15 protein-coding genes are annotated in these 23513 nt (G+C 70.5%); 7 read left to right on the forward strand and 8 right to left on the reverse strand.

Annotated elements, in window-relative coordinates:
* The 6 genes from VE326_04325 to tkt form a co-directional block, all read right to left on the reverse strand.
* Positions 1-987, reverse strand: a 987-nt coding sequence (locus tag VE326_04325; GenBank protein HYJ32423.1) for a hypothetical protein, incomplete at its 3' end; no start/stop codon positions are given.
* Between the two features lie 70 nt (positions 988-1057).
* Entirely contained in the window at positions 1058-2281 is a 1224-nt protein-coding gene (locus VE326_04330; GenBank protein ID HYJ32424.1) for a glycosyltransferase, read from the reverse strand.
* Complete coding sequence (gltX, locus tag VE326_04335) at positions 2278-3750, reverse strand: glutamate--tRNA ligase (protein ID HYJ32425.1); 1473 nt, start codon at positions 3748-3750, stop codon at positions 2278-2280. The genes VE326_04330 and gltX overlap by 4 nt, the downstream gene beginning before the upstream one ends.
* Positions 3751-3811: 61 nt before the next feature.
* Complete coding sequence (locus tag VE326_04340) at positions 3812-7978, reverse strand: C25 family cysteine peptidase (GenBank protein ID HYJ32426.1); 4167 nt, start codon at positions 7976-7978, stop codon at positions 3812-3814.
* A 57-nt stretch (positions 7979-8035) separates the two neighbouring features.
* The gene (locus VE326_04345) at positions 8036-9628 is read right to left on the reverse strand and encodes a hypothetical protein (protein ID HYJ32427.1); all 1593 of its coding nucleotides are present in this window, start codon (positions 9626-9628) and stop codon (positions 8036-8038) included.
* A 37-nt stretch (positions 9629-9665) separates the two neighbouring features.
* Positions 9666-11699, reverse strand: a complete 2034-nt coding sequence (tkt, locus tag VE326_04350; protein ID HYJ32428.1) for a transketolase — start codon at positions 11697-11699, stop codon at positions 9666-9668.
* A 118-nt stretch (positions 11700-11817) separates the two neighbouring features.
* Between tkt and VE326_04355 the strand changes: the two genes are divergently transcribed.
* Complete coding sequence (locus tag VE326_04355) at positions 11818-13296, forward strand: M48 family metalloprotease (GenBank protein ID HYJ32429.1); 1479 nt, start codon at positions 11818-11820, stop codon at positions 13294-13296.
* A 328-nt stretch (positions 13297-13624) separates the two neighbouring features.
* On the opposite strand, the gene VE326_04360 is transcribed toward VE326_04355, so the two are convergent.
* Positions 13625-14215, reverse strand: a complete 591-nt coding sequence (locus VE326_04360; GenBank protein HYJ32430.1) for a VTT domain-containing protein — start codon at positions 14213-14215, stop codon at positions 13625-13627.
* Positions 14216-14381: 166 nt separating this feature from the next.
* Here VE326_04360 and acnA point away from each other — a divergent pair, with 166 nt between their 5' ends.
* Genes acnA through VE326_04375 form a run of 3 tightly spaced genes read left to right on the forward strand, consistent with a single transcriptional unit; the run spans position 14382 to position 19616 of the window.
* Complete coding sequence (gene acnA, locus VE326_04365; protein ID HYJ32431.1) at positions 14382-17138, forward strand: aconitate hydratase AcnA; 2757 nt, start codon at positions 14382-14384, stop codon at positions 17136-17138.
* A 13-nt stretch (positions 17139-17151) separates the two neighbouring features.
* Positions 17152-19104, forward strand: coding sequence for a heavy metal translocating P-type ATPase (locus tag VE326_04370; GenBank protein HYJ32432.1), 1953 nt, complete (start codon positions 17152-17154; stop codon positions 19102-19104).
* Positions 19101-19616, forward strand: a complete 516-nt coding sequence (locus VE326_04375; GenBank protein HYJ32433.1) for a c-type cytochrome — start codon at positions 19101-19103, stop codon at positions 19614-19616. The genes VE326_04370 and VE326_04375 overlap by 4 nt, the downstream gene beginning before the upstream one ends.
* Here the strand turns inward: VE326_04375 and VE326_04380 are convergent.
* The gene (locus tag VE326_04380; protein ID HYJ32434.1) at positions 19613-20317 is read right to left on the reverse strand and encodes a Crp/Fnr family transcriptional regulator; all 705 of its coding nucleotides are present in this window, start codon (positions 20315-20317) and stop codon (positions 19613-19615) included. The two genes, VE326_04375 and VE326_04380, sit on opposite strands and share 4 nt — an antisense overlap.
* Before the next feature lie 201 nt (positions 20318-20518).
* Here VE326_04380 and VE326_04385 point away from each other — a divergent pair, with 201 nt between their 5' ends.
* From VE326_04385 to nosZ, 3 genes are read left to right on the forward strand one after another with little or no spacing between them, the layout of a single operon-like run.
* A complete protein-coding gene (locus tag VE326_04385) occupies positions 20519-21055 on the forward strand; it encodes a hemerythrin domain-containing protein (protein HYJ32435.1) in 537 nt (178 codons plus the stop codon).
* Complete coding sequence (locus VE326_04390) at positions 21052-21528, forward strand: cytochrome c (protein ID HYJ32436.1); 477 nt, start codon at positions 21052-21054, stop codon at positions 21526-21528. Before VE326_04385 ends, VE326_04390 begins: the two co-directional genes overlap by 4 nt.
* Before the next feature lie 25 nt (positions 21529-21553).
* Positions 21554-23455: a Sec-dependent nitrous-oxide reductase gene (nosZ, locus tag VE326_04395; GenBank protein ID HYJ32437.1), complete on the forward strand. Its 1902-nt coding sequence runs from the start codon at positions 21554-21556 to the stop codon at positions 23453-23455.
* Positions 23456-23513: the final 58 nt, after the last annotated feature.

The following is a 23513-nucleotide window of genomic DNA, read 5'->3' on the forward strand; positions in this document are numbered from 1 at the left end:
CCGGTTCCTCAAGAAGCTCCCTCGGAGGTTCGGCTCGAAGCGGGTACGGTTGAGCGCCTCAGTGTTCGTCACGTACAGATCGCCGGTCGGGGCCGCGGCCGCGACATCGAATAGGTTCGTGCCCACGCCGGACACGGTGCGGATCACCGACCCGCTTCCCGCGTCCAGCACGATCAGATCCGCATCCGGGAGATCGTAGGGAATGAACGCGTTCCAGGTCTTCACGCTCGCCGGTCGCTCGTCCACCCAGTCGTTCCCGACCTTCTGGACGATCAGACCGACGGCCGGAGGCGGTGGGAGGCCGGCCTTGAGCGGCGGATCGGGCGGCGGCGGTCCGCCGCCGGCCTGCACCTCCGATGCGCTGAGCGTGGTCGTCCGGTTCCCCGCGTCGAGCACCGCGACGTAGACCTCGCCGCCGCGGGCCGCGAGCGCGCGCGGATGCCGGCCGGACACGGGGCGTACCAGGTCCAGGGTGGTTCCGGCCTCTCCACTCAGGGAGTAGATCTTGATCGCATCCTCTCCGCTCACGCACACGAACGCTCGCCGCGGGCTTCCCGCGAAGACCACGTCCGTCGGCTCGTCGCCCACGCGCAGCGTGGCCGCGACCCGCTTCGAATTCAGGTTCACGATGCTCACGTCGTCGGACACGTTGTCGACGACCCAGGCCACGCTGTCGTTCAGGGCGGCCACGGAGACGGGCTCGAGTCCGACCGGGATCTCGCCGGCGCTCGTCAGTCCCGCATCGCCGATCGTGAAGATCTCGAGGCGGGCGTCCGGAAGGTTGCAGGCGAGAAGGCGCGTTCCATCAGGCGTGAGTGCCAGCGGGTGGATCGGAAGCGACTCGAAATTGGCGAAGTCGGAGACAGCATGCGGCGTCGAGCGGAGGGGCGAGGCCGGCCAGAGAAGGAGCGACGCGGCGAAGAGCAGGACGGCCGCCGCGAGAGCCGTGAGAAAGCGGAGAAGCCGGAAGGAACGGATTGACGACATCGGGCCCAAGATCGAGTCGAAGCGAGAGATAGCGACGGGTGGCCGCTCTAAGCCTCTGGAACGCAGCGCATTATAGCATAACAGACTCCGGCGCGCAAGCCGTCAGCATCCGTTCCGGGGCCCGGCGATCGCTCCCCGCCGCCTCGAAGGCGTCCCACGCCTGACGCAGGAGCGAATCCATCCGCTCGCGATAGCGCTCCCGGTCGAACGCCTCGGCGTGACGACGCAGGCGGATCGGGTCGAACCTACGACGGTCGAGCGACCGGATCGCGGCCTCGAGCGCCGCGTCGTCGTCCCCGTCGTAGAGGATCCCCGTGCCCTCGGCGACCACCTCCGAGGCACCCCCGCGCGCGAGCGCCACGGCCGGACGGCCGCACGCCATCGCCTCGAGCGGCGCGATGCCGAAGTCCTCCTCGTGAGCCTGCACCAGCGCGCGGCAGGAGCGGTACGCCTCTCGCAGCGCCTCGGCGCTCAGCCAGCCGTCGAAGCGCACCGTCGGGCCGGCCAGACGCCGGAGCCGCGCCTCCTCCGGACCCGTGCCCACGATCCTCAGCGGAATCCGCATCCGGTTCGCGACGCGGATCGTCCGCTCCACGCCCTTGTAGGGGACGAGTGCCGAGACGATGAGGAGCGGCGCCTCGGCCGGCGGCGCGCCGGCGTCGGGCGCCCCAGCGGCGGGCGCGGGCGTGAAGAAGGCCGTGTCCACGGGCGGGTACACGACCGCCGCCGGACGGCCGTAGTGAGCGACGATCCGGTCGCGCACGTGGTTCGAGTCGGCGACGAAGAGATGCACGCGATCCGAGCTCGCACGGTCCCACTCGCGGAACCGCGGGGCGACCAGCGCGGCCGCGGCGCGCGTCAGGGGGCCCGCGCGGTCGGGGCCGAAGTACTCCGCGTAGAGGTCCCAGAAGTAGCGGACCGGCGTGAAGCAGTAGCAGACGTGGAGCGCGCCCGGCCGCGGGACCGCCCCTTTCGCCGCGCAGTGGCTCAGGGAGATCACGAGATCGTATCCCGAGAGATCGAACGATTCGACGGCGCGGGGATAGAGCGGCACGAACCAGCGGTAACGGGAGCGCCCCAGCGGGAGCCGCGCGATCCACGATTCGACGACGCGGCGCCGCTCGATCACGGGCGATACGCTGCCGGGCCGGTGCACGAGCGTGAAGAGGTCGGCGCCGGGGAATCGCTCGCAGAGGACCTCGAGGCACTTCTCGCCCCCGCGCATCCCGGTCAGCCAGTCGTGGACGAGGGCGACGCGAAGGGAGTCGAACGCGCGCTTCGGGACTTCCGTCACGCCGGAGCGGGCGACTCGAGACGCTCCGCGGCCCTGCGAAGCCGTGCCACCGAGCGGTCCCTTCCGAGGAGGAGGATCACGTCGAAGATCCCCGGCGTCACCTTCTTCCCCGTGAGCGCGATTCGCGCGGGCATGATCACCTCGCCCGCCTTCACCCCCAGATCGGCCGCGAGTCCGCGCACCGCCTGCTCGATCGGATCGTGCTCGAACGGCTGCACCTGCGCGAGGACTTCGGCCAGCTTCTTCAGCCGCTCCCCCGCTCCCGTCTTGGCGACCAGATCGGCCCAGGCCGCCGGCTCCGGCACCAGCTCGTCGACGAACGCGAACGCCGCGTACGTCAGGAAGTCGGCGGGGCGCCGCATCCGCTCGCCGACCGCCGCGACCGCGCGCTCCAGCTGCGGGCGATCCCGGAGCGCCGCCTCCGGCAGCCCGCCCGTTGCGCGAAGGTGCCCGGCGACGAGGTCGGCGCGCGTGCCGAGGGACAGCGCGCGGAAGTACTCGCCGTTCATCCACTCCAGCTTCTCGTGGTTGAAGATGGCGGGGTTCTTGGAGATCCGCTCCAGCGAGAAGACCTGGGTCAGCTCCTCGAGCGTGAAGATCTCGCGCTCGCCGTCGTAGGCCCACCCCAGGAGGGCCAGGAAGTTGACCATCGCCTCCGGGAGGAACCCCGCGTCGCGGTACTCGGTGACCGACGTCGCGCCGTGCCGCTTGGACAACCGCGTGCCGTCGGGTCCCAGGATCATCGGGACGTGCCCGAATACCGGCGGCTCCAGGCCGAGCGCCTTGTAGATCTGGATCTGCCGCGGCGTGTTCGAGATGTGGTCGTCCCCGCGGAGCACGTGCGAGATCCGCATCGCCGAATCGTCCACGACGGCCGCGAAGTTGTAGGTCGGGTGCTTGTCGGTGCGCAGGATCACCAGGTCGTCCAGCGTCGCGTTCTGGAAGGTCACCGTGCCGCGCACCGAATCGTCCCAGGCCGTCATCCCCTCGGGCATGAAGAAGCGGAGCGCGTGCGGCTCCCCCTTCGCGGCGCGCGCCGCCGACTCCTCGCGTGTCAGCCGGTGGCAGGTGCGGTCGTACTTGGGGGGCTCGCCGCGCGCGAGCGCCGCCTCGCGGCGCGCCTTGAGCGCCTCGGGATCGCAGAAGCAGCGGTAGGCCTTCTCCTCGACCAGGAGCTTCTCCGCCGCGGCGGCGTACAGTGCGAGGCGCTGGCTCTGGAAGTAGGGTCCGTAATCCCCTCCCTTGTCCGGCCCCTCGTCCCAGGTGAGGCCCAACCAGCGCATCCCCTCGAAGATGGCGTCCACCGCCTCCTTCGTGGAGCGCTCCCGGTCGGTGTCCTCGATCCGGAGGATGAAGACGCCGCCATGGCGGCGCGCGAAGAGGAAGTTGAACAGCGCGGTGCGCGCGCCGCCGACGTGGAGGTATCCCGTCGGACTCGGCGCGAAGCGCACGCGAACCGGCGCGGTCATTCGGTCTCCTGGTTGGGGTCGGATCGAAACGCCCGGGACGGTGCGTCGCGGGGCGGCGCTCTCAGCGCAGGAGCGCCATCTTCCGCGTGAAGGTCGAACCGCCGATCTCCGCGCGATAGAAATAGACGCCCGAAGCGAGCGGCGCGCCGGAATCCCCGGCTCCGTCCCAGCGGGCCTCATGATAGCCGGGATCGAAGCGGCGCGAAACCAGGGTGCGCACCAGCCGCCCGTCCGCGGCGTAGACCCGGAGGGTCACGTCCGCCGCGGCGGGCCCCGGCACCCGGAAGCCGATCACCGTGACCGGATTGAAGGGGTTGGGGCGGTTCTGCCCCAGGGAGGCGCGTGCCTCCGGGGAGGGCGACGGCTGAGGAACGGGCTGCGGGTCGGCCGAGGTGAGGATCGGGAAGGACGCGACGCCGGTATGCCAGTTGTCGTGGTGGAACATCGGCCAGGCCATCCCCACCGAAGCGAAGGTTCCCGGGTAGCGCCAGACGTGCACGGCGCCGTCCCACCCGGTGAGCGCGATCTCGCAGGCGCCATCGCCGTCCAGGTCCCATACGGCCGGCGTCGAGCGCACCTCGGCTCCGATCTCGATCGGAAACCCGCTCACCGGCGTCCCGTCGAAGTGGAACGCGTAGAGGCGTCGGTCCTCGGCTCCGATCAGTACCTCGAGCGCCCCGTCGCCGTTGAGGTCGGCCACGGCGGGCGACGCCTCACTGCCCGCGCCCAGCTGGACCGCGCTCCACCCCGGCAGGACCGCCCCGGCGCCATCGTAGGCGCGCACCCGGCCGTCCGTGCCGCAGACGATCACGTCCAGCGAGGGGTCGCCGAGATGCCGGCGCAACGGGGCCAGCACCGGCGAGGGGACGCGGCCGTTCCCCGGCGTAAGCTCCAGCGGCCGCGGCCATCCCGGCGCGCGCCGCCCCGCGGCGGTCAGGAGATAGAGGCTGTCGTTGGAGCAGGCCATCGCGATCTCGAGCCCGCCGCCGGGAAGGACGTCCCCGATCGCGGGCGAGCTGCTCATGAGCCCGTTCGCCGTGAAGGGCCAGCCGGTGAGAGGCGCCCCGTCCCGCAGCGCGTAGACGCGGCCGCCCGAGGTGCCGAAGACCACCTCCCGGCGGCCGTCGACGTCGAGGTCGGCGATCGCCGGCGACGAGATCACGGTGCCCACGGGGAGGAAGTAGACCCCGTCCGTGGCGGGATTGGCGTCCCCGTCGCGAAGCTCGGTCCCATCGGCGTGCCACGCGTAGAGCCGGCTGGCGTTGGAGCCGACCACGATGTCGGGCGCGCCGTCTCCGTCCAGGTCGCCCACGGCGGGCGAGGACCAGAACGGCGCCGCCCCCTTCTTCGGCCAGCCGGGAAGGAGGGTTCCGTTCGCGCGGAAGACCGCGACGAGGGAATCGTCCCAGGAAGCGGCGATGATCTCCGGCGCCCCGTCCAGGTTCACGTCGGCCGCGGCGGGCGTCGAGGCGATGTTGTGCAGGAGCGTCGAGAAGACGCCGAGGGAGACCGGGTTCGCGTCGCCGTCCCGCAACTCGGAACCGTCGGCGTGGAACGCATAGAGCTGATCGGCGCCCGCGATCACCTCCGGGCGTCCGTCGCCGTCGAGGTCGGCGAGGCATACCGAGGCCGAGGTCGCGGCGGCGAGGGGAGCGGGCCAGCCCGAAACCGAGCCCGGCGTCGTGCTCACGAGGATCCACGGGGTCCGCGGGCTCCGGTTGCCGCTCGAGTCCACGGCGGAGACCGCGAACCAGTAGGCGGTGAGCGGCGCCAGCCCCGCGCTCTCGAACGCGGAGGTGCGCCGCACCGGAAGCGGCGACGCCTCGACCGGGACCGCGGTGGTGTCCGGTCCGGAGCGCAGCACCACGTAGCCGAGCAGGTCCGGCGCGGCCACCGCGTCCCAGGAGAGGGTAACGCCGGAAACGCCCGAGGCGGGCGCGCGCAGCCCCGCCGGTGCCGGCGGCGCCGCTCCCTCCACGGGAAGGGTCCACACGTGGCCGTAGGCGTCGGTGATCCGGAGATCGAAGAGGTGCTGTGGCGGCGCGCTCGCGGCGTGGATGACGATCGACGTGCTCGTCGCCGTGCCTCCCGGCGCGATGGACGGCACGCTGCCGCTTGCGGTGACGAACGTGATTCCCGCACCGGGATTGACGGCGAGGATCGCCGGATTGCGCGCGCGGCCGTCGCCGTCGTTTCCGACCGTCCAGGTGAAGGTGCCGTTCTCGCCCGCCTCGAGCACCCCGTTTCCGTTGGTGTCGGTCCTCACGACCTTCGTGAAGAGAAGCGACGCGGCGGCCACCTCCACGTCCACGTCGGCGGTGTCCGCCCGGGCGGCGTCGCGCGCGATGAAGCGTAGGCGCGCGATCCCGGGCGCGTTGGGCACGGCCAGGGCGTGCGCGATCAGCGAATCGGGGATCGTGACCTGCGCCCCCGCTGCGATCGCGCCCACCACCGCGATGCCCCGGTCGACGACCGCCGGCCCGCTCGCCGCCTTGATCTCCAGCGTGACCGGGCCGCTGCTCGCGGCGCCGCCCGTGTTCTTCACGACTCCCGCCACGCGGAACGATTCACCCGCCTCGATGAGCCCGTTGCCGTCGCCGACCACGGCATCGGAGGGCGCGACCCCGAGCGCCGCGAAGTGCGCGGGCGCGTCGGCCGCCACGTTCAGCGAGTCGAGATAGGGGCGCACCCCCTCCTTCGTGACCGCGATCGAGAACTTCCCGGTGGCCGAGGGATGGAACGGAAGCGTCGCCTGCCCGGCGCCGTTCGTAAGCGCCGTGACGTAGTCCTCCCCCGCTTTCCACGCCACGACGAGCGCCGACTCGGCCGGAGATCCCCCCGCCGTCACCGTCACGGCGATGCTCCTGCCGGAGAGCGGCACCGAGGCGGGCCGGGTCACCGCGAACGAGGAGGGAGGGCAGCGCCAGATCGGAAGGCTCGGCACGCCGATCAGGATGCTCTCGAAGTAGGTCCAACGATCGGGCGTCTCGGTCTGGGCGGCGGGCAGGAGCGCCGAGCGCGCGTCCTCCACCGCCTCGCCGAGCGTCGTGCCGGACGCGGGAACGGGATCGTGGAAGAGGCGCGCCGCGAGGTCCTCCGTGAACGACGCCGCCGGGGCCGGCCAGGCGTCGCGGGTGGCGCCGACGTAGGCGAACGCTCCCCCGTCCGGCCGCCGCGTGAGCCGCTCCGCCACGCAGTCGTAGTCCACCCCGGCCGAAGAGCAGTTCGTCGCGATCCAGAGCGCCGCCGAATCGCCGTTCGTGATCCCCGCCAGGTCCCCGAGCGTGAGGAGCTCCGAGCCGACGGAGAGCTGGGAACGCGCTCCGTGACTGATCTCGTACACGACGTTGTAGCCGCGCGAGAGGGCCGCGAGCGCATTGGCCCGGTTCAGGTGGGCGGCCCCGGGATAGGCCGTGTCGTTCTCGTAGTAGCGGTCCACGGCGGCGCAGCCGGGCGCGCCGGCCCGCAGCGCCTCCCCCTCCGCGGCTCCGTCCAGCTGGATGGGACCCCCGGGCGTCCAGTTCTGGGGCACGAGCACCTCGGCCAGCACGAGCTGTTTCGCGAGCATCGGCGTGAGGGGCGCGCCGGCATAGCGAAGCGCTTTGTCCACGAGGGCGGTCGCGTCCGCCCGGCTCGCCGCCGAGAGTCTTCCGACGGCGATGTCGGGCTGCATGTCGAGGCCGTCGGCGGTCTCGCCGTAGATCCCGTTTCCGTTCGCGTCCCAGGTGCCGTCGAGGTCGGCGTAGTAGGCATCGGTGGGGATGTCCTCGACCGTCGCGAAGGTCACGCGGACCATCCGCAGCGGCACGGTATCGTGGTCCCCCGCCAGGATCGCCCACCGGATCCCCCAGAGGTCGCGCGCCGATCGCAGGAAGGAGCGGATCGCCTGCGGCAGGTCGTTCGAGCGCGGGTCAGCCGCGCGGATCGTGGAGATCCCCCGGACCACGGTCGGCCTGCCGATGCGGGTCTGGTAGTCGGCCAGCCGCTGGAAGATATCGGCCAGCGAATCGGGGGCGACGATCACGCAGTCGACCGGAGAGCCGGACGTGGACGGAAGGAGCGTCGGCGCAAAGGGCGCCGCCTTTCCAGGCTGGCCGAAGAGCCGCGTCGCCCGGGGCGGCAGGGCCCCCTCCGCGCCACCGGCGACGAAAAGGCCCGCCAGAATCAGGAGGAGGAGCCGGAGGAAGGTGAGGCGATTCGTGAAGGAAGAAATGGAAACCGCTGTCATCAACTCACTTGGACGGGGTCTTGGGATGGACCGGCTCACGCGCCGCTTCCCTCGATGCTACTCCTCCGCGACCCGCGGATGCAATCGGTCGTAGAGCGTCCAGTCGATGGCGTAGACCGAGTAGACATAGGGGGTCGGCCGCGTGATCCCGAGATCGGGGATCGACCGCGAGAAGAGGAATCGATAGGGCGTGGCCGGATCGTCGGGGGGCGTCAGGCGCCCTTCCCGGGTGCTCCGATCGATGAGATAGGCGGGCCGGCCGACCGGTTCGTACAGGAGATTCCAGACCACCGCGTCGTACCCGTCGCGGACGGAGGCCCGCGCCATGCCGGGGGTGACGAGCCCGTACAGGTCGAGCACCGGCCGGTCGGAGTAGTAGCCGAAGGCGCCGATGTCGGGGACCGCGAAGAGGGTGCCCGGCGCGGTGCGCTCGCGGGCCCAGAGCCCGAGCGACGCCAGCGAGTCGCGGAGTCCCTGCGTGTGGCGCCGCGCGTGGGGTGCGCTGACGGCCAGGGTCACGTAGAGGTTCTGCGCCGCGAAGAGGAGGACCGCCGCCGCCAGCGCGGCCGCGCGCCGCCGCGGCGCCCACCCGCGCGAGGCGTCGCGCAGCGCGGCCAGCCCGATGAGGACGATCGCGGGCATCACGGGCACCAGGTAGCGCGAGACCACCTGGACCCCTTCGGCGGCGAACGCGAAGACCAGAAGGAGGGGCCACGCCAGGACCAGTCCCCACCAGGCGCGCCTGCCCCGCGACGTGCCGGCGGCTGCCCAGGGTCGCAGCAGAGCGAGCGCGAGCACCGCGATCCCGACCGGCACGAGATCGGCCGCGAGCAGCGCGCGGATCGACTCGCGGAGGGCCGATGCCGCCCGGCCGGGGTCGAGCCACGCCGCCGCCTTGGCGGCGCCGGTGTTTGGAAGCAGGCGATGGAACCACGCCCATGCCAGGGCCAGCCAGGGCGACGCGGCGAGCGCGGCTCCCCCCGCGAGCGCCGCGGCGCGGCCGGCCCGCGCGCGGGGATCGGCGGCCCACCCCACGGCGGTCAGCGCGAGCAGGAAGAGGAGGAGGAATTCGGGCCTCGCCAGGAACGCGGCCCCGAGCGCGAGCCCCGCCCACACGGGTCCGTGCCCATGGAGCAAGGCGCGCGCGAGGAGGAGAAACGCAAGCAGGGCGAGCGCGAGCGCGAGCGGGGTTTCCATTCCGGAGAGACCCCACCGCACCGACCAGGCGTCGACCGCGACCAGGGCCGCCGCCGCAAGCGCCCATCGAGGCTCCCACCGGAGCGCGCGCGCGATTGCCGCCATGAGGAGCACGGAGGCCGCCGTGAAGAGGGCGCCCCAGACCTTCGCGGCGGCCGCGAGCGGCGGCATGGTGTCGGCCGTGGCGGGGGTCGCCCCCGCGCCGTGGAGGAACGCGCCCGTTCCGGCGAGGAGCAGCACCCAGAGCGGGCTCGTGGCGCCGTACGTGGGCTCTCCCGCGTTGAACGAGAAGCCCTCGCCACGGATCAGGTGCTTCGCGAACTGAAGGTGGATGAACGTGTCGTCGGTAAGGTAGCCGCGGAACGGCAGGAGGAGCGCCAGGGCCAGGAGAGCGAGACATCCGAGCGCCACCTGATGGCGCGCCCGCCAGGCGGAGGCGGGCCGGTCGCTCACCGCGTCACGTCCGATGGATCCGTCCGGTCACGTCCGGTCACGTCCGCTCGAGCCACCGCGCCACCCGCGCCGCCACCGCGTCGGGGGTGAATCCCAGCTCCTTCGCGATCACGTCGGCGGGCGCCGAGGCGCCGTAGCGCGAGAGGCCGATCCGGAGCGCGTCCTTCCCCACGATCGCCGCCCATGGCTCGGTGCGCGCGGCCTCGATCACCACCGTCGGCACTCCGTCGGGAAGCACCGACCTGCGGTAGCTCTCCGGCTCGGCCTCGAAGCGCTCGACGCAGGGGATGGAGACGACGCGCGCGCGGATGCCGCGCGCCGAAAGGTCGCTACGCGCCCCCGCCGCCAGCGGGACCTCCGAGCCGGTCGCGACCAGGACCACGTTCGGCTTCCCTCCCTCCGCTTCGGCCAGGATGTAGCCGCCGCGCGCGACCTGCCCGCGATCGAAGCCCGCGGGGCGCGCAAGAGGCGCCAGCTTCTGCCGCGTGAGCAGGAGCGCCGTCGGCCCGCCCTCGCGCGTGAGAGCGCCGGCCCACGCCATCGCCGTCTCCAGCCCGTCGGCGGGGCGCCAGACGTGCAGGTTGGGCATCAGGCGGAGCGCCGGGGCCTGCTCGATCGGCTGATGGGTCGGGCCGTCCTCCCCCAGGAAGACGCTGTCGTGCGTGAAGAGGAAGATGGAACGAAGGCCGGTGAGCGCGGCGATCCGGATCGCCGGGCGCATGTAGTCGGAGAAGACCAGGAACGTCGCGCCGTAGGGGATGAACGCGCCGTAGTAGGCCAGGCCGTTCACGATCGTTCCCATCGCATGCTCGCGCACGCCGAAGTGGAGCGTGCGCCCGGCGAAGGAGACCGGCCGCGAGGGATCGAGGTTCTCGCGCTCGACCTGGGGCGCTCCCTGGATGTCGGTGTTGGTCGAGGGGCCGAGATCGGCGGACCCGCCCACCAGCGAGGGGATCGCCGCCGCGGCGGCCTGGATCACCTTGCCGGACCAGGCGCGCGTGGCGAGCGGCTCCGCGCCCGAAGCCGCGGCCGCGAGGCGATCCACGAGATCGGCCGGGAGCTCGCGGCTCCAGTAGCGATCCCACGTCGCGGCCTCGTCGGGGTGCTCCCGGCGCGCCGCGGCGAGACGAGCCTCCCAGGCGGCGCGCTCCTTCGTCTTCGCCGCGCCCTGCTCGGCGAAGGAGGCGCGCACCTCGTCGGGAACGTGGAACGGAGGCTGGGTCGGCCATCCGGCCGCCTCCTTCGCGCCGCGGAGCTCACCCTCGCCGAGCGGCTCGCCGTGCGCCTTCTCCGACCCTGCTTTCGTGGGCGCGCCCTTCGCGATGATGGTCCGCGCGAGGATCAGGGAGGGGCGCTCCGCCTGCGCGGTGGCATCGGCCAGGGCCCGCTCCACCTCGCGCCGGTCGTTTCCGTCGATGCGGCGCGTCCACCAGCCGTAGGCGTCGAAGCGCTTCTGCACGTCCTCGGTGAAGGCGAGGCCGGTCGAGCCCTCGATCGAGATGTGATTGTCGTCGTAGAGATAGACCAGATTGCCCAGCCCCCAGTATCCCGCGAGGGATGCCGCCTCGCTGGCGACGCCCTCCATGAGGTCGCCGTCGCTCACGATGCCGAACACCCGGTGGTCGAGAAGCGCGCCCAGGTTCGGCAGACGCGCGCGAAGGAGCTTCTGCGCGAGCGCCATGCCGACGCCGTTGCCGAACCCCTGGCCCAGGGGGCCCGTCGTCGCCTCGACGCCCGGCGTGTGCCCCGCCTCGGGGTGCCCCGGGGTGCGCGACCCCCACTGCCGGAAGCGCTCGATCTCCTGCATCGGGAGGTCGAAGCCGTACAGGTGGAGCAGCGAATAGAGGAGCATCGAAGCGTGCCCCGCCGAGAGCACGAACCGGTCGCGATTCACCCAGTGGGGATCGGACGGATCGAAATGGAGGAAGCGCGACCAGAGGACGTAGGCCATGTCGGCCGCGCCCATCGGCGTGCCGGGATGGCCCGATTTCGCCTTCTCCACGGCGTCCGCGGAGAGGAACTTGATGGTGTTCACACACTGCTCTTCGAGATCTACCGTGATGGCCGGCATGGCTCCCTCGTCGCGTTACGTTCCTGGGCGGGCCCGGCGATCCCGTCACGCCCCCGGCGCCGCCACGGTGTATCATAACTCTCCATTCCGGTGTACCCCTCTAAGGATGGAGAACGAGATGACCCCGAGCCGAACGAGACTGGTCCCGATCCGGATCCTTGCCGCCCTCCTCCTCGCCGTCCAGGCGATCGGCGGGTGCGCCACCAATCCCGTCACGGGAAGGAAGCAGATCTCGCTCGTCTCGGAAGGGAAAGAGCTGCAGATGGGCGCCGAGGCCGATCCTGCCGTGATCACCGAGTACGGTCTCTACTCGGACCAGGAAGTGCAGCGCTACGTGGATGGCGTCGGCCAGAGGCTGGGCAAGGTCTCCCATCTGCCGGCGCTCGCCTGGCATTTCCGCGTCCTCGACTCACCGGTGGTGAACGCCTTCGCCATCCCGGGGGGCTACATCTACATCACCCGCGGCATCCTCGCCTACATGAACTCCGAGGCGCAGCTGGCGGGGGTGCTGGGCCACGAGATCGGGCACGTCACCGCCCGGCACAGCGCCCAGCAGATCACACGCCAGGAGATCGCGGGAATCGGCGTGCTCGCGGGCGCGGTCTTCGTCTCGGCCTTCCGTCCCTACAGCGGCGTCGCCCAGCAGGGGCTCGGACTCCTGTTCCTCAAGTACAGCCGCGACAACGAGACCCAGGCGGACGAGCTGGGCGTGGGCTACGCGGCCAAGGCGGGCTACGACCCGCGCGAGATCCCGAGCACGTACGCCACGCTGAAACGGATCGGCGAGCGGGCCGGCTCTTCCCTGCCGAACTTCCTCTCCACGCACCCCGACCCGGGCGACCGCGAGATCCGCACGACGCAGCTCGCGAGCGCAGCCGCCGCCAGCGCGCATCGCGATCTTCGGATCGACGCGCCCGCGTACCGCGGCCACATCGACGGCATCGTCTTCGGCGACGACCCGAGGTCCGGATATTTCGTGGCGAACAGGTTTTACCACCCGGACCTCAAGTTCCAGCTGATCTTCCCGCAGGGATGGCAAACGGCGAACCAGCCGTCGCAGGTGGTGGCCGCGAACCAGTCGGCCGGAGCCGCGATGCAGCTCACGCTGGTGAAGACGGAGGACACGTCCCTCTCCCCTGCCGACTACGTCGCGTCGCTCCAGAAAAAGGGGGAGATCACGCAGGCCAGCGGACGGAGCGAGAACTTCCGGGACTTCCCCGCGTGGCTCGGGACCGTGACCGCGCAGGGCGATGGAGGCTCCCAGGAGTTCATCGCCTGCTGGGCGCGGACCAAGCCGGGCGAATTTCTCCAGGTCCTGGGACAGGCCAAATCGCAGTCGGCGGCCGACCAGATCTTCGCTTCGGCGCGGAGCATCGCCGCGCTCACCGACCCGGCCCGGATCAACGTGACGCCCGACGTGGTCGTGATCAAGCCCGCGCCCCGAAGCGCGGCCTTCTCCGATCTCTGGGCGAGCATGGGAGGCGGCGTGCTGAGCCTGGAGGACGGCGCCATCCTGAACAGCACGCGTCCGGCCACCGTGATCCCGGCGGGCGCTCCGGTGAAGACGGTGAAGAAGGGGACCAAGCCGACATCGTAGGTTTTTTCGAGCGGGGTCGGCCCGGGGAGGGCAGCCATGCTCCAGCCCAGCATGAGCACGAACTCTGCATGGGCACGCAGCCCGAATCACGTTCCCCGGGGAACGTAATTCGTGCCGTCGTGACACGCTACCCGAGGCAATCCGTCAACATTAATGGACGGCGCGCCTCAGATTCCCCAACGTACTCGATACGTCATCCTGATTCCGCTTCAGGAAGACCGCGTTCCCTCACGTCGCAGCACCGCAGCGAATCCGCGAACAAGCCTGTTCTGGGGTTGAGGACGAGTCGGCCCTGTGTCGTGCAGTGCACGGGGCCGCACGAAGTTCTTCAGTGATGGGTGCCGAGAAAGCTCCATCCCATCGCGGCGCCGATCGCAATCACGACGTCCTTGGGAATCCGGCCGAAGAGAACCACGATCAGAAACTGCGGCCACGCGATGCCCGCGATGCCCGCCATGAAGCAAAGCGCGTCGGCGGGGGAAAACGGAAAGAGAAAGATCGGGATCAGGGCCAGCCATCGCTTGCCCCGGATCGCGTGCTGCGCCTGATCGAGCGCCTCCTTGCCGATCCAGCGCTCGGCGATCTTGCGCCCCGCGCCCCGCCCGATGGCGAACGCGGCGGTCGAGCCGATCGCGGTTCCGATCGCGGTCAGCACCGATCCCCAGAGAGGCCCGTACAGCACGCCTGCGATCAGCGGCACGAAGACACCCGGGATGGGCGCCGCCAGGATCTGCCCTGCTTGGACCCCCATCAGGGCGACCGGGCCCCAGGCGCCCGCGTCCTTCACCCACATCCTGAGCGCCTCGTGCGAGATGTGCGGCCGCAGCACCCAGCCCAGCGCGCCGATCACCGCGCCGATCGCCACGAAGAGGATCGTGGCGCGCAGCAGCGGATGCTTGGGGTGTGCGCGCTTGGCCATGGCCGGCGACTCTACGGGAGCGCTCCGTTCCCGGACACCAAAAACGGCCGCCTCCGGTACCCAAAAGGCGACCCGATTTCCGGGGCGGCATCCGATATGATGTAAGGAAGTTTCGCACACCGATCGTCTTCGTGGCGCACGCGCGCGACAACTCCGGAGGAAACGGATGACCGACCCGCTCGGAGCCCGCTCCACCCTCACGGTGGACGGCCGCTCCTACCGCATCGCCCGCCTGGACGCGCTGGAGCGCTCCGGCCACTCGCTCACGCGGCTCCCCTACTCGCTCAAGATCCTCCTCGAGAATCTCCTTCGGCGGGTCGACGGCAAGGTGGTCACGGCGGAGGACGTCGAGGCGGTGGCGCGCTGGAACCCGGCCGCGGAGCCCGATCGCGAGATCGCGTTCGCGCCCGCGCGCGTGCTGCTCCAGGACTTCACGGGCGTGCCCGCGGTCGTGGACCTCGCGGCGATGCGCGACGCGATGGCCGCGCTCGGTGGCGATCCCGCCAGGATCAATCCGCTGCAGCCCGCCGAGCTGGTGATCGATCACTCGGTGCAGGTGGACGAGTACGGGAGGAAGGCCGCGCTCCTCCTGAACGCCGAGAAGGAGTTCGAGCGGAACCGCGAGCGCTATCTCTTCCTCCGCTGGGGCCAGCGCGCGTTCCGGAATTTCCGCGTGGTGCCGCCCGCGACCGGGATCGTGCACCAGGTGAATCTCGAGTTCCTGGCCCGGGTCGTGATGGCGACCGAGGGCGCCGAGCCCGAGGCCTACCCCGACACGCTGATCGGCACCGATTCCCACACGACGATGATCAACGGCCTGGGCGTGCTGGGCTGGGGCGTGGGCGGGATCGAGGCCGAGGCGGCGATGCTCGGCCAGCCGGTCTCGATGCTCGTGCCGCAGGTGGTCGGGTTTCGCCTCTCCGGCTCGCTGAAGGAGGGCGCGACCGCCACCGACCTCGTGCTCACCGTCACCGAGATGCTGCGGAAGAAAGGGGTCGTCGGGAAGTTCGTGGAGTTCTACGGGCCCGGACTCCACACGCTTCCGGTCGCCGACCGCGCGACCATCGCCAACATGGCTCCCGAGTACGGCGCGACGTGCGGCATCTTCCCGGTCGACGAGGAAACGCTTCGCTACCTCCGCTTCACCGGGCGCGCCGAGGCGCACGTGCGGCTGATCGAGGCCTACGCCAAGGAGCAGGGGCTCTTCCACCGCGACGACTCCCCCGAGGCCGAGTACACCGACCGGCTCACGCTCGATCTCGCCGACGTGGTGCCGAGCATGGCCGGCCCGCGAAGGCCCCAAGATCGCGTGGCTCTGGGCGGCGTGAAGCGCAACTTCTCCGACGCGCTGGGCTCGATGAAGGGTGCGCCGCCCAAGGCCCCGGCTCCCGCGCAGGCGGGACGCTGGGAAGCGGAGGGCGGGAGCGGCACGGCCGCGACGCTCGCCCCTCCGGCCCACGAGGTGTCGATCGCCGGCGAGCGCTTCCATCTCGAGGACGGCGCCGTGGTCATCGCGGCGATCACCTCCTGCACGAACACGTCGAATCCCGCGGTGATGGTCGGGGCCGGCCTCCTCGCCAAGCGGGCGGTGGAGCGCGGCCTGAAGACGCGTCCCTGGGTCAAGACAAGCCTGGCTCCCGGATCGAAGGCGGTCACCGAGTACCTGAACCGGGCCGGGCTCACTCCGTATCTCGAGGCGCTCGGCTTCTACACGGTGGGCTACGGCTGCACCACCTGCATCGGCAACAGCGGTCCGCTCCACGAAGCGATCTCGGCGGCGATCGAACAGGGAGACCTGGTCGTGGCCTCGGTGCTCAGCGGCAATCGCAACTTCGAGGGACGGATCCATCCCGAGGTGCGCGCCAACTATCTCGCCTCTCCGCCGCTCGTGGTGGCCTACGCGCTCTCCGGACGGATGGACCGCGACCTCACGACCGAGCCGCTGGGCCAGGATAAGGACGGAACGCCCGTCTTCCTCCGAGACCTCTGGCCGACGCAGCGGGAGATCGACGAGACGATCCAGGGGGCGCTCCACTCCGAGACCTTCCGCGAGACCTACAAGGACGTGTACACGGGAGACGAGACCTGGCGGAACCTCCCCGTTCCCGCCGGGGACCGCTACGCCTGGGAGGAGACCTCGACCTACGTGAAGCGCCCGCCCTACTTCGAGGGCATGGGACCCGCGCCCTCGCCGATCACGGAGCTCCGCGGCGCCCGCGTCCTCGCCTATCTCGGCGACAGCGTCACCACCGACCACATCTCCCCCGCGGGATCGATCAAGCGCGGGAGCCCGGCGGGGATCTACCTGGAATCGCACGGCGTCACCCCCGCCGACTACAACTCCTACGGCTCCCGACGCGGCAACCACGAGGTGATGGTGCGCGGCACGTTCGCCAACGTCCGGATCCGGAATCGCATGGTGCCCGGCGTCGAGGGCGGCTTCACGGCGCACCGGCCTTCCGGCGACAAGATGACGATCTACGACGCCGCCATGCGCTACGCGGCGGAGGGGATCCCCACGATCGTGATCGCGGGCAAGGAGTATGGCTCGGGCTCGTCCCGGGACTGGGCGGCCAAGGGGCCCAAGCTCCTGGGCGTGCGCGCCGTGCTCGCCGAATCCTACGAGCGGATCCACCGCAGCAACCTGATCGGGATGGGCATCCTGCCGCTCCAGTTCCTCCCCGGCGATACCGCGGAGGGTCTCGGCCTCACCGGCGCGGAGACGTTCGACGTGGACGGCGTCGCGGCCCTGGCGAAGGCGTCCACGCGCGGCGGCGAGGCGACCGTGCGCGCCCGGGGCGAGGGCGGCGAGCGGACCTTCCGCGCCGTGGTGCGCATCGACACACCCCAGGAGTGGCGCTACTTCGAGCACGGCGGGATCCTTCCCTACGTGCTCCGGAGACTCTCGGGAGGCACGGCGTGAGGCGGCCGATCGCTTGAGCCGCGGCCTTCCCTCGTTCCTCCGATCCGGCGGCCTCCAGCTGGGTCTCACCGCGCTCTGCGCCGCCGCGGGGATCGCGGGCGCCCTCGTGGGTCGCGCCCACCCGCACTCCACGCTTCATTACGTTCTGTACGGCCTGGCCTATCTCTCGGGAGGCTTCGGGCCGGGACGCGAGCTGATCGCGAACCTCCTCGCGCGCCAGCTCGACATCAACCTCCTCATGGTCGCCGCCGCGGCGGGCTCCGCCGCGCTCGGGCACTGGGGCGAGGGAGCGGTGCTCCTCTTCCTCTTCTCGCTGAGCGGCGCGCTCGAGCGGATCACCATGGAGCGGACCGCGCGCTCGATCGAGTCGCTGGTCCAGCTCCGGCCCGACACCGCCCTGGTGCTTCGGGACGGCGCCGAGACGCGCGTCCCCGTCGAGGCGATCGAAGTCGGCGAGACCGTGCGCACCCTTCCCGGCGAGCGGTTCGCCGTGGACGGCGTCGTCCTCGAGGGCTCCTCGTCGGCGGACGAATCGACCCTGACCGGCGAAGCGGAGCCGGTCGAGAAGGAGCCCGGCGGCTACGTCTACGCGGGGACGGTGAACCTGCGCGGGGCGCCGCTCGTCCGCGTCGAGAAGCGTCCCGAGGAGACGACCCTCTCGCGCATCGTCCGCGCGGTGCAGGAGGCGGGAAAGGCCAAGTCCACCGCCGAGCGCATCGTGGACCGCTGGCAGCGCCCCTACGTGATCGGCGTCTTCTCGGCGGCCGCGCTCGCCGGCTTCGTTCCCTGGCTCCTCGGGGCCTCCAGCGTGGAGGCCGTCTACCGCGGGCTGGTCCTCCTCGTCGCGGCCTCCCCCTGCGCCGTCGTCATCGCCACGCCGGCGGCCATGCTCTCGGCGATCACCCACGCGGCCCATCACGGCGTCCTCTTCAAAGGAAGCGTCCACCTCGAACGCCTCGCGGGCGTCACGGCGATCGCGGTGGACAAGACCGGCACCGTGACGCACGGCCGTCCGCGCGTCGTGGCGGTCTCGGACGCGGCGGAAGCCGGAGGCGGCGAGGACCTGCTCCGGCTGGCCGCCTCGGTCGAGGCCCGGAGCGAGCACCACCATGGCCGCGCGGTGGTGGCCGAGGCCGAGCGACGGGGCCTGGCGCTGGCGCCCGTCACCGAATTCGAGAGCCACGCCGGGCAGGGAGTGCACGGCCACGTCGAAGGGCTCTGGGTCGGCGTCGGACGCGAAGCGCTCTTCCAGCAGCACGAGGCGCCGCTCCCGCGCGAGGCCGCGACGCTCCTCGCGGGATGGCGCGACGAAGGGCGCACCGCGCTCCTGGTGCTGGCATGCGCCCATCCGGGAGGAGCGCGCCCGGGGAACGGTCACGATCCGCGCTGGGGCGCCATCGCGGTCGCCGATACGATCCGGCCGAACGCGCGGGCGGCGATGGCCGCCTGCCGGCGGCTCGGCATCCGCCACATCGCCCTCCTGACCGGCGACCACGAGGGCGTCGCGCGCGCGATCGGCAAGGAGATCGGAGCCGACGAGGTGCGCGCCGGCCTTCATCCCGAGCAGAAGGTGAGCGCGGTGCACCAGCTCTCGCGACGCTGGGGCGGGCTCGCCATGGTCGGCGACGGCGTGAACGACGCGCCGGCGCTCGCCACCGCGACCGTGGGCGTCGCGATGGGCGGCGCAGGCACTGACGTGGCGCTGGACACGGCGGACGTGGTGCTGATGCGTGACGACCTGGAAGGGATCCCCTTCGCGATCTGGCTCGCGCGCAAGGCCCGCCGCGTGACGGCGCAGAGCCTCTCACTGGCCTTCGGCGTCATCGGGATCCTGGTCGCGAGCACGCTGGCCGGATTCCTTCCCCTGTGGCTCGCGGTCGTCTGCCACGAAGGAAGCACGCTGCTCGTGATCGCAAACGGCGTGCGGCTCCTCGGCATCCGGCACCCGGAGTTCGACCTGGCATGACGCCGGTCCCCCACGGGCTCCTGTCCCTCGCGATCCCGGCCTTTCTCGCCATGGTCGCCCTGTCCGCGCCCGGATGCGGCCGCAAGGCGCCCGAGACGCCGGCGGCATCCGCTCCCGTCTCTCCCTACGACACCGGCCCGCGCGCCGGGGAGTTCCCCGTCGCGGAGCGCCTGGCGGAAAAGGGGCGGGACCTTTTCAAGCAGAAGGGGTGCACCGCCTGCCACGCGTTCGGGCGGCTCCTCACGGGGCCGGACCTCCGGGGCGTGTCGATGCGGCGGAGCGCGCGATGGATGGAGATGCAGATCCTCCATCCCGACGTGATGGTGACGGAGGACCCGATCACCATCGACCTCTACAACACCTACCTCGTGCGCATGGCGAACCAGGGGCTCACGCCGGACGAGGCCAGGTGCGTGATCGAATATCTCAAGTGGGTGGACGAGGATTCGACGAAGGCCCCCGTCATCCCACCCTCGACCAATCCACCCACGCCGCCGCCCCCGAGCAGCTAGCTTCCCTCCGCGATCTCCCGCAGCTTCTCGCGCGAAGGGATCAGGAAGCGGTTCTCTCCCGAGATCACGATCCGCTCGCGCCCCCAGCGCGACAGCACCCGGATCGCGGATTCCACGGTGGTCCCCACGAGGTCCGCGATCTCCTGCCGCGTGAGCTGGATCGGGATCTCGATCCCGCCCTTCGCCTCCTTCCCGAGCCGCTCGGCCAGGGTCAGGAAGAGTTGCGCGATCCGCGCGTCCACTTTCTGGCCGCGCATCTCCTGGAGCTTCCGCGCCATGGCGACGACCAGCTTCGTCAGCTCGCGGATGATCGCGCGCGCGAAATCGGGGTTGCGGTCCAGCAGCTCGAAGTAGTCGCGCCGCGGCAGCGTCAGCAGCACCAACGGCTCCATGCAGACCGCGCTGGCGGGATAGGGCATGTAGTTGTAGACCGCGATGGCGCCGACCGGCTCACCCTCCTCGAACAGCTCGAGGATCGTGTCCCCCGTATCGCCATGGGTCACGATCTTCACGCGCCCCTTCACGATGATCGTGAGGTGCTCCGCCGGATCTCCCGTGCGCCAGAGGAAGTCCCCGCGGTCGTAGTTCTTGAGCGTGGCGAGCGCCGCGAGCCGCTTCTGATCCTCGGAGGAGAGCCCCCGGAAGAGCGGGGTCGCCCGGACCGCCTGGTAGACCCGTTCGGACTCCGAGATCAGCGCCACATCCCCTCCCCTCGTATGACGGGCGTCATACCCCGAGCTTATACCATGCCGCAAGCCCATGGCAGCAGAGGCGTTTCACCGACCGCCCGCGCCGGACATTCTTCGACCTGTATGACGCCCGTCATCGCGGCGGAGGGGCGCGATGGCCGAAGATTCCTATCGTTGGTAGTGAACGCGATCGCCTCGCCACGGAGGAGAGTGATGGAAGCCACGACCTTGATCGAGCGCCTGAGGCGCGACCACGAGCGGGTGCTCCGCGACATCACGGAGCTGGAGGGAGCGCTCGTCCGATCGGCCCCGGCAACACGCGGTGCCGCCGCGGAGGAGCGGATCGGAAGCGTGCTCGCCATGCTCGAACGCCAGTTCCAGACGCACATGGCGGCCGAGGACCAGATCCTCTACCCCGCCATCAGCCGCGCCATCCCGGCGTCGGCGCCCAGCCTGGAGCCGCTCCACGACGAGCACGCCGAGCTCCGGCAGATGCTCCATCGCCTACAGGCCACGCTCGGCGAGCCGAAGAGCGCCGATCGCGACGAGCAGATCCCGATCCAGGTCCACGACCTGGCCGACCTGCTCCGCCTGCACATCCGCAAAGAAGAATCGCTGGTGTTCCACGTGGCCGCGCGCCTTCTCGCCGACGAAGAGATCGCCGCGGTCCTGAAGCGCATGAACGGGGACGCCGACGCCGCCGGCGCGGAGACCCGGAAACCTCTCCTGAAGAAAGGAAGCTCCCGATGAACCGCTCGATCGCCGTCGCCTCGTTCCTCGTTCTCCTTCTGGCCGCCGCGGGCTGCGGCAGCAAGTCCGAGCCGCAAGGCGCCGGGTCGGGCTCGGGCGCGACCGCGGTGTCGCCGTACGACAGCGGCCCGCGCGCCGGAGAGTCTCCCGTCGAGCCCGCAATGGCCGAGAAGGGCGAGGGGTTGTTCAAGACCAAGGGGTGCACCGCCTGCCACGCCTACGACAAGCGCATCACCGGCCCCGCTCTGAAGGGTGTCACGCAGCGCCGCACCGCGGCCTGGATGGAGCAGCAGATCCTCCACCCCGAAGTCATGACGAAGCAGGATCCGATCTCGAAGCAGCTGCTCGGGACCTACATGGTGCAGATGTCGAACCAGGGCTTGAAGCCCGAGGAGGCCAAGGCGGTCATCGAATATCTGAAGAAGCTCGATGAAGAGTCTTCTGAGACGCAGCAGGCCGGCGTCGGCAAGTGAACCAGGAGCCCAAGGAGGCCCATGTATGAAACGGTGGATGCTGGCCGCGCTCGCGGTGGCCGCTCTGGTGGGCGGCGCCGCGCTGATGCAGGGGTGCACGAAGGGGATACGGGGGGGCGGGTCGGCCGCCGCCAAGACCTATGTGAAGCCGGGTGAATACGACACCTACTATGCCTTCCTGTCGGGAGGCCATTCCGGGCAGGTCTTCGTCTACGGCATGCCCTCCTGCCGTTACATCACCACGATCCCGGTCTTCACCCCGGAGTCCGCGAAGGGCTGGGGCTACGACGAGGAATCGAAGGCGATGCTGAAGGGGATGAACTGGGGCGACGCTCACCATCCCGGCCTCTCGGAGACGGACGGCGACTACGACGGTCGCTGGCTCTTCATCAACGACATGCCGCACGCGCGGATCGCCCGGATCGATCTGACCGACTTCACGACGAAGGAGATCTTCGGACCGATCCCGAACATCTCCGCCGCGCACGCCTGCCCCTATCCCACCCCGAACACCGAGTACGTGTTCGCGGCGTCGCGCTTCTCGATCCCGCTTCCCTACCCGACCGTCGACAAGGTCGAGAACTACGCCAAGGACTTCAAGGGGATCATCGCGGGAGTCAAGGTCTCCCCCGAGGGGCACATGTCGCTCGGTTTCGAGATCCTGATGCCGCCGTTCGACTGGGATCTGGCGGACGCCGGCAAGGGCCCCAGCCACGGCTGGGAGTTCTTCACCTGCTACAACAGCGAGGAAGCGCACGACTCCCTGGAGATCAAGGCGTCGCAGAACGAGATGGACTATGTCGCGGCCGTCGACTGGCGCGCGGCGCAGAAGGCGGCTGACGCCGGCGAGGGAACGATGATCGGAGGCGTGAAGGTGCTCGACCCCAAGGTGACGAAGGGGATCGTCTACCTGGTGCCGGTGCCGAAGAGCCCGCACGGCGTGGACGTGGACCCCAGCGGCCAGTACATCTGCGCCTCCGGCAAGCTGCAGGCCGAGGTCACCGTGCACAGCTTCGCGAAGCTGATGGCGGGGATCCAGGCGAAGAAGTTCGAGAAGGAGATCGAGGGAATCCCGGTCCTCGCGTTCAACGACGTGCTCGAGGCGAAGGTGCCCGTGGGGCTGGGACCGCTGCACACCCAGTTCGACGGCAAGGGGAACGCCTACACCTCGCTCTTCCTCGACTCGCAGATCGCGAAGTGGAAGATCGGACCGCCCTGGAACGTCACGGACAAGATCGACGTCTACTACTCGATCGGTCATCTGATGGTCGCCGGCGGCGACACCCGGCATCCCTATGGCGACTACATGGTCGCCCTGGACAAGCTCTCCAAGGACCGCTACCTGCCGGTCGGGCCCTCGCATCCCGAGGCGGCGCAGCTGATCGACATCAGCGGCCCCAAGATGGAGCTTCTCTACGACTTCCCCACCTATCCCGAGCCCCACTACGCGCAGATGATCCGGGCGGACAAGCTCAAGCCGATGAAGATCTATCCGCTCGCCGACAACAAGAATCCGTATGCGATCAAGAGCGCCGATCAGGCGAGGGTGGAGCGCCACGGGAAGCGCGTGGACGCCTATCTCCTCGCAATCCGGACCCACTACACGCCGGACATCGTGCGCGTCGCGCAGGGGGACACGGTCTACTTCCACGTGACGAACCTGGAGCAGGACGCCGACATCACGCACGGCTTCGGAATCCTCTTCTCGAACTGCGACATGCAGGTCGAGCCGGGCGAGACCAAGACGATGAAGTGGGTCGCCGAGAAGGCGGGCGTGACCCCCTTCTACTGCTCCAACTTCTGCAGCGCGCTGCACCAGGAGATGCAGGGATACATCGAGGTGGCGCCGGCCGGCACGCGGATCGCCTCGGTCTCCAAGCCCAGCCGTGAGCAGCTGGCCCAGGTGGCCCCGCTGCTTCGCCGCTAACACACGTCGCGCGGGGCCGTCCGCAAGCGGCCCCGCGCCCCGAAAGGGGATGAGTTTC

The organism is Candidatus Binatia bacterium (genome assembly GCA_035631035.1).
Classification (GTDB): domain Bacteria; phylum Eisenbacteria; class RBG-16-71-46; order SZUA-252; family SZUA-252; genus DASQJL01.

Bases quoted from the DNA above. Each gene is read 5' to 3' on its own strand.
- gltX (HYJ32425.1), bottom strand. From the start codon at position 3,750: ATGACCGCGCCGGTTCGCGTGCGCTTCGCGCCGAGTCCGACGGGATAC.
- VE326_04340 (HYJ32426.1), bottom strand. From the start codon at position 7,978: ATGACAGCGGTTTCCATTTCTTCCTTCACGAATCGCCTCACCTTCCTC.
- tkt (HYJ32428.1), bottom strand. From the start codon at position 11,699: ATGCCGGCCATCACGGTAGATCTCGAAGAGCAGTGTGTGAACACCATC.
- VE326_04355 (HYJ32429.1), top strand. From the start codon at position 11,818: ATGACCCCGAGCCGAACGAGACTGGTCCCGATCCGGATCCTTGCCGCC.
- VE326_04360 (HYJ32430.1), bottom strand. From the start codon at position 14,215: ATGGCCAAGCGCGCACACCCCAAGCATCCGCTGCTGCGCGCCACGATC.
- acnA (HYJ32431.1), top strand. From the start codon at position 14,382: ATGACCGACCCGCTCGGAGCCCGCTCCACCCTCACGGTGGACGGCCGC.
- VE326_04375 (HYJ32433.1), top strand. From the start codon at position 19,101: ATGACGCCGGTCCCCCACGGGCTCCTGTCCCTCGCGATCCCGGCCTTT.
- VE326_04385 (HYJ32435.1), top strand. From the start codon at position 20,519: ATGGAAGCCACGACCTTGATCGAGCGCCTGAGGCGCGACCACGAGCGG.
- VE326_04390 (HYJ32436.1), top strand. From the start codon at position 21,052: ATGAACCGCTCGATCGCCGTCGCCTCGTTCCTCGTTCTCCTTCTGGCC.
- nosZ (HYJ32437.1), top strand. From the start codon at position 21,554: ATGAAACGGTGGATGCTGGCCGCGCTCGCGGTGGCCGCTCTGGTGGGC.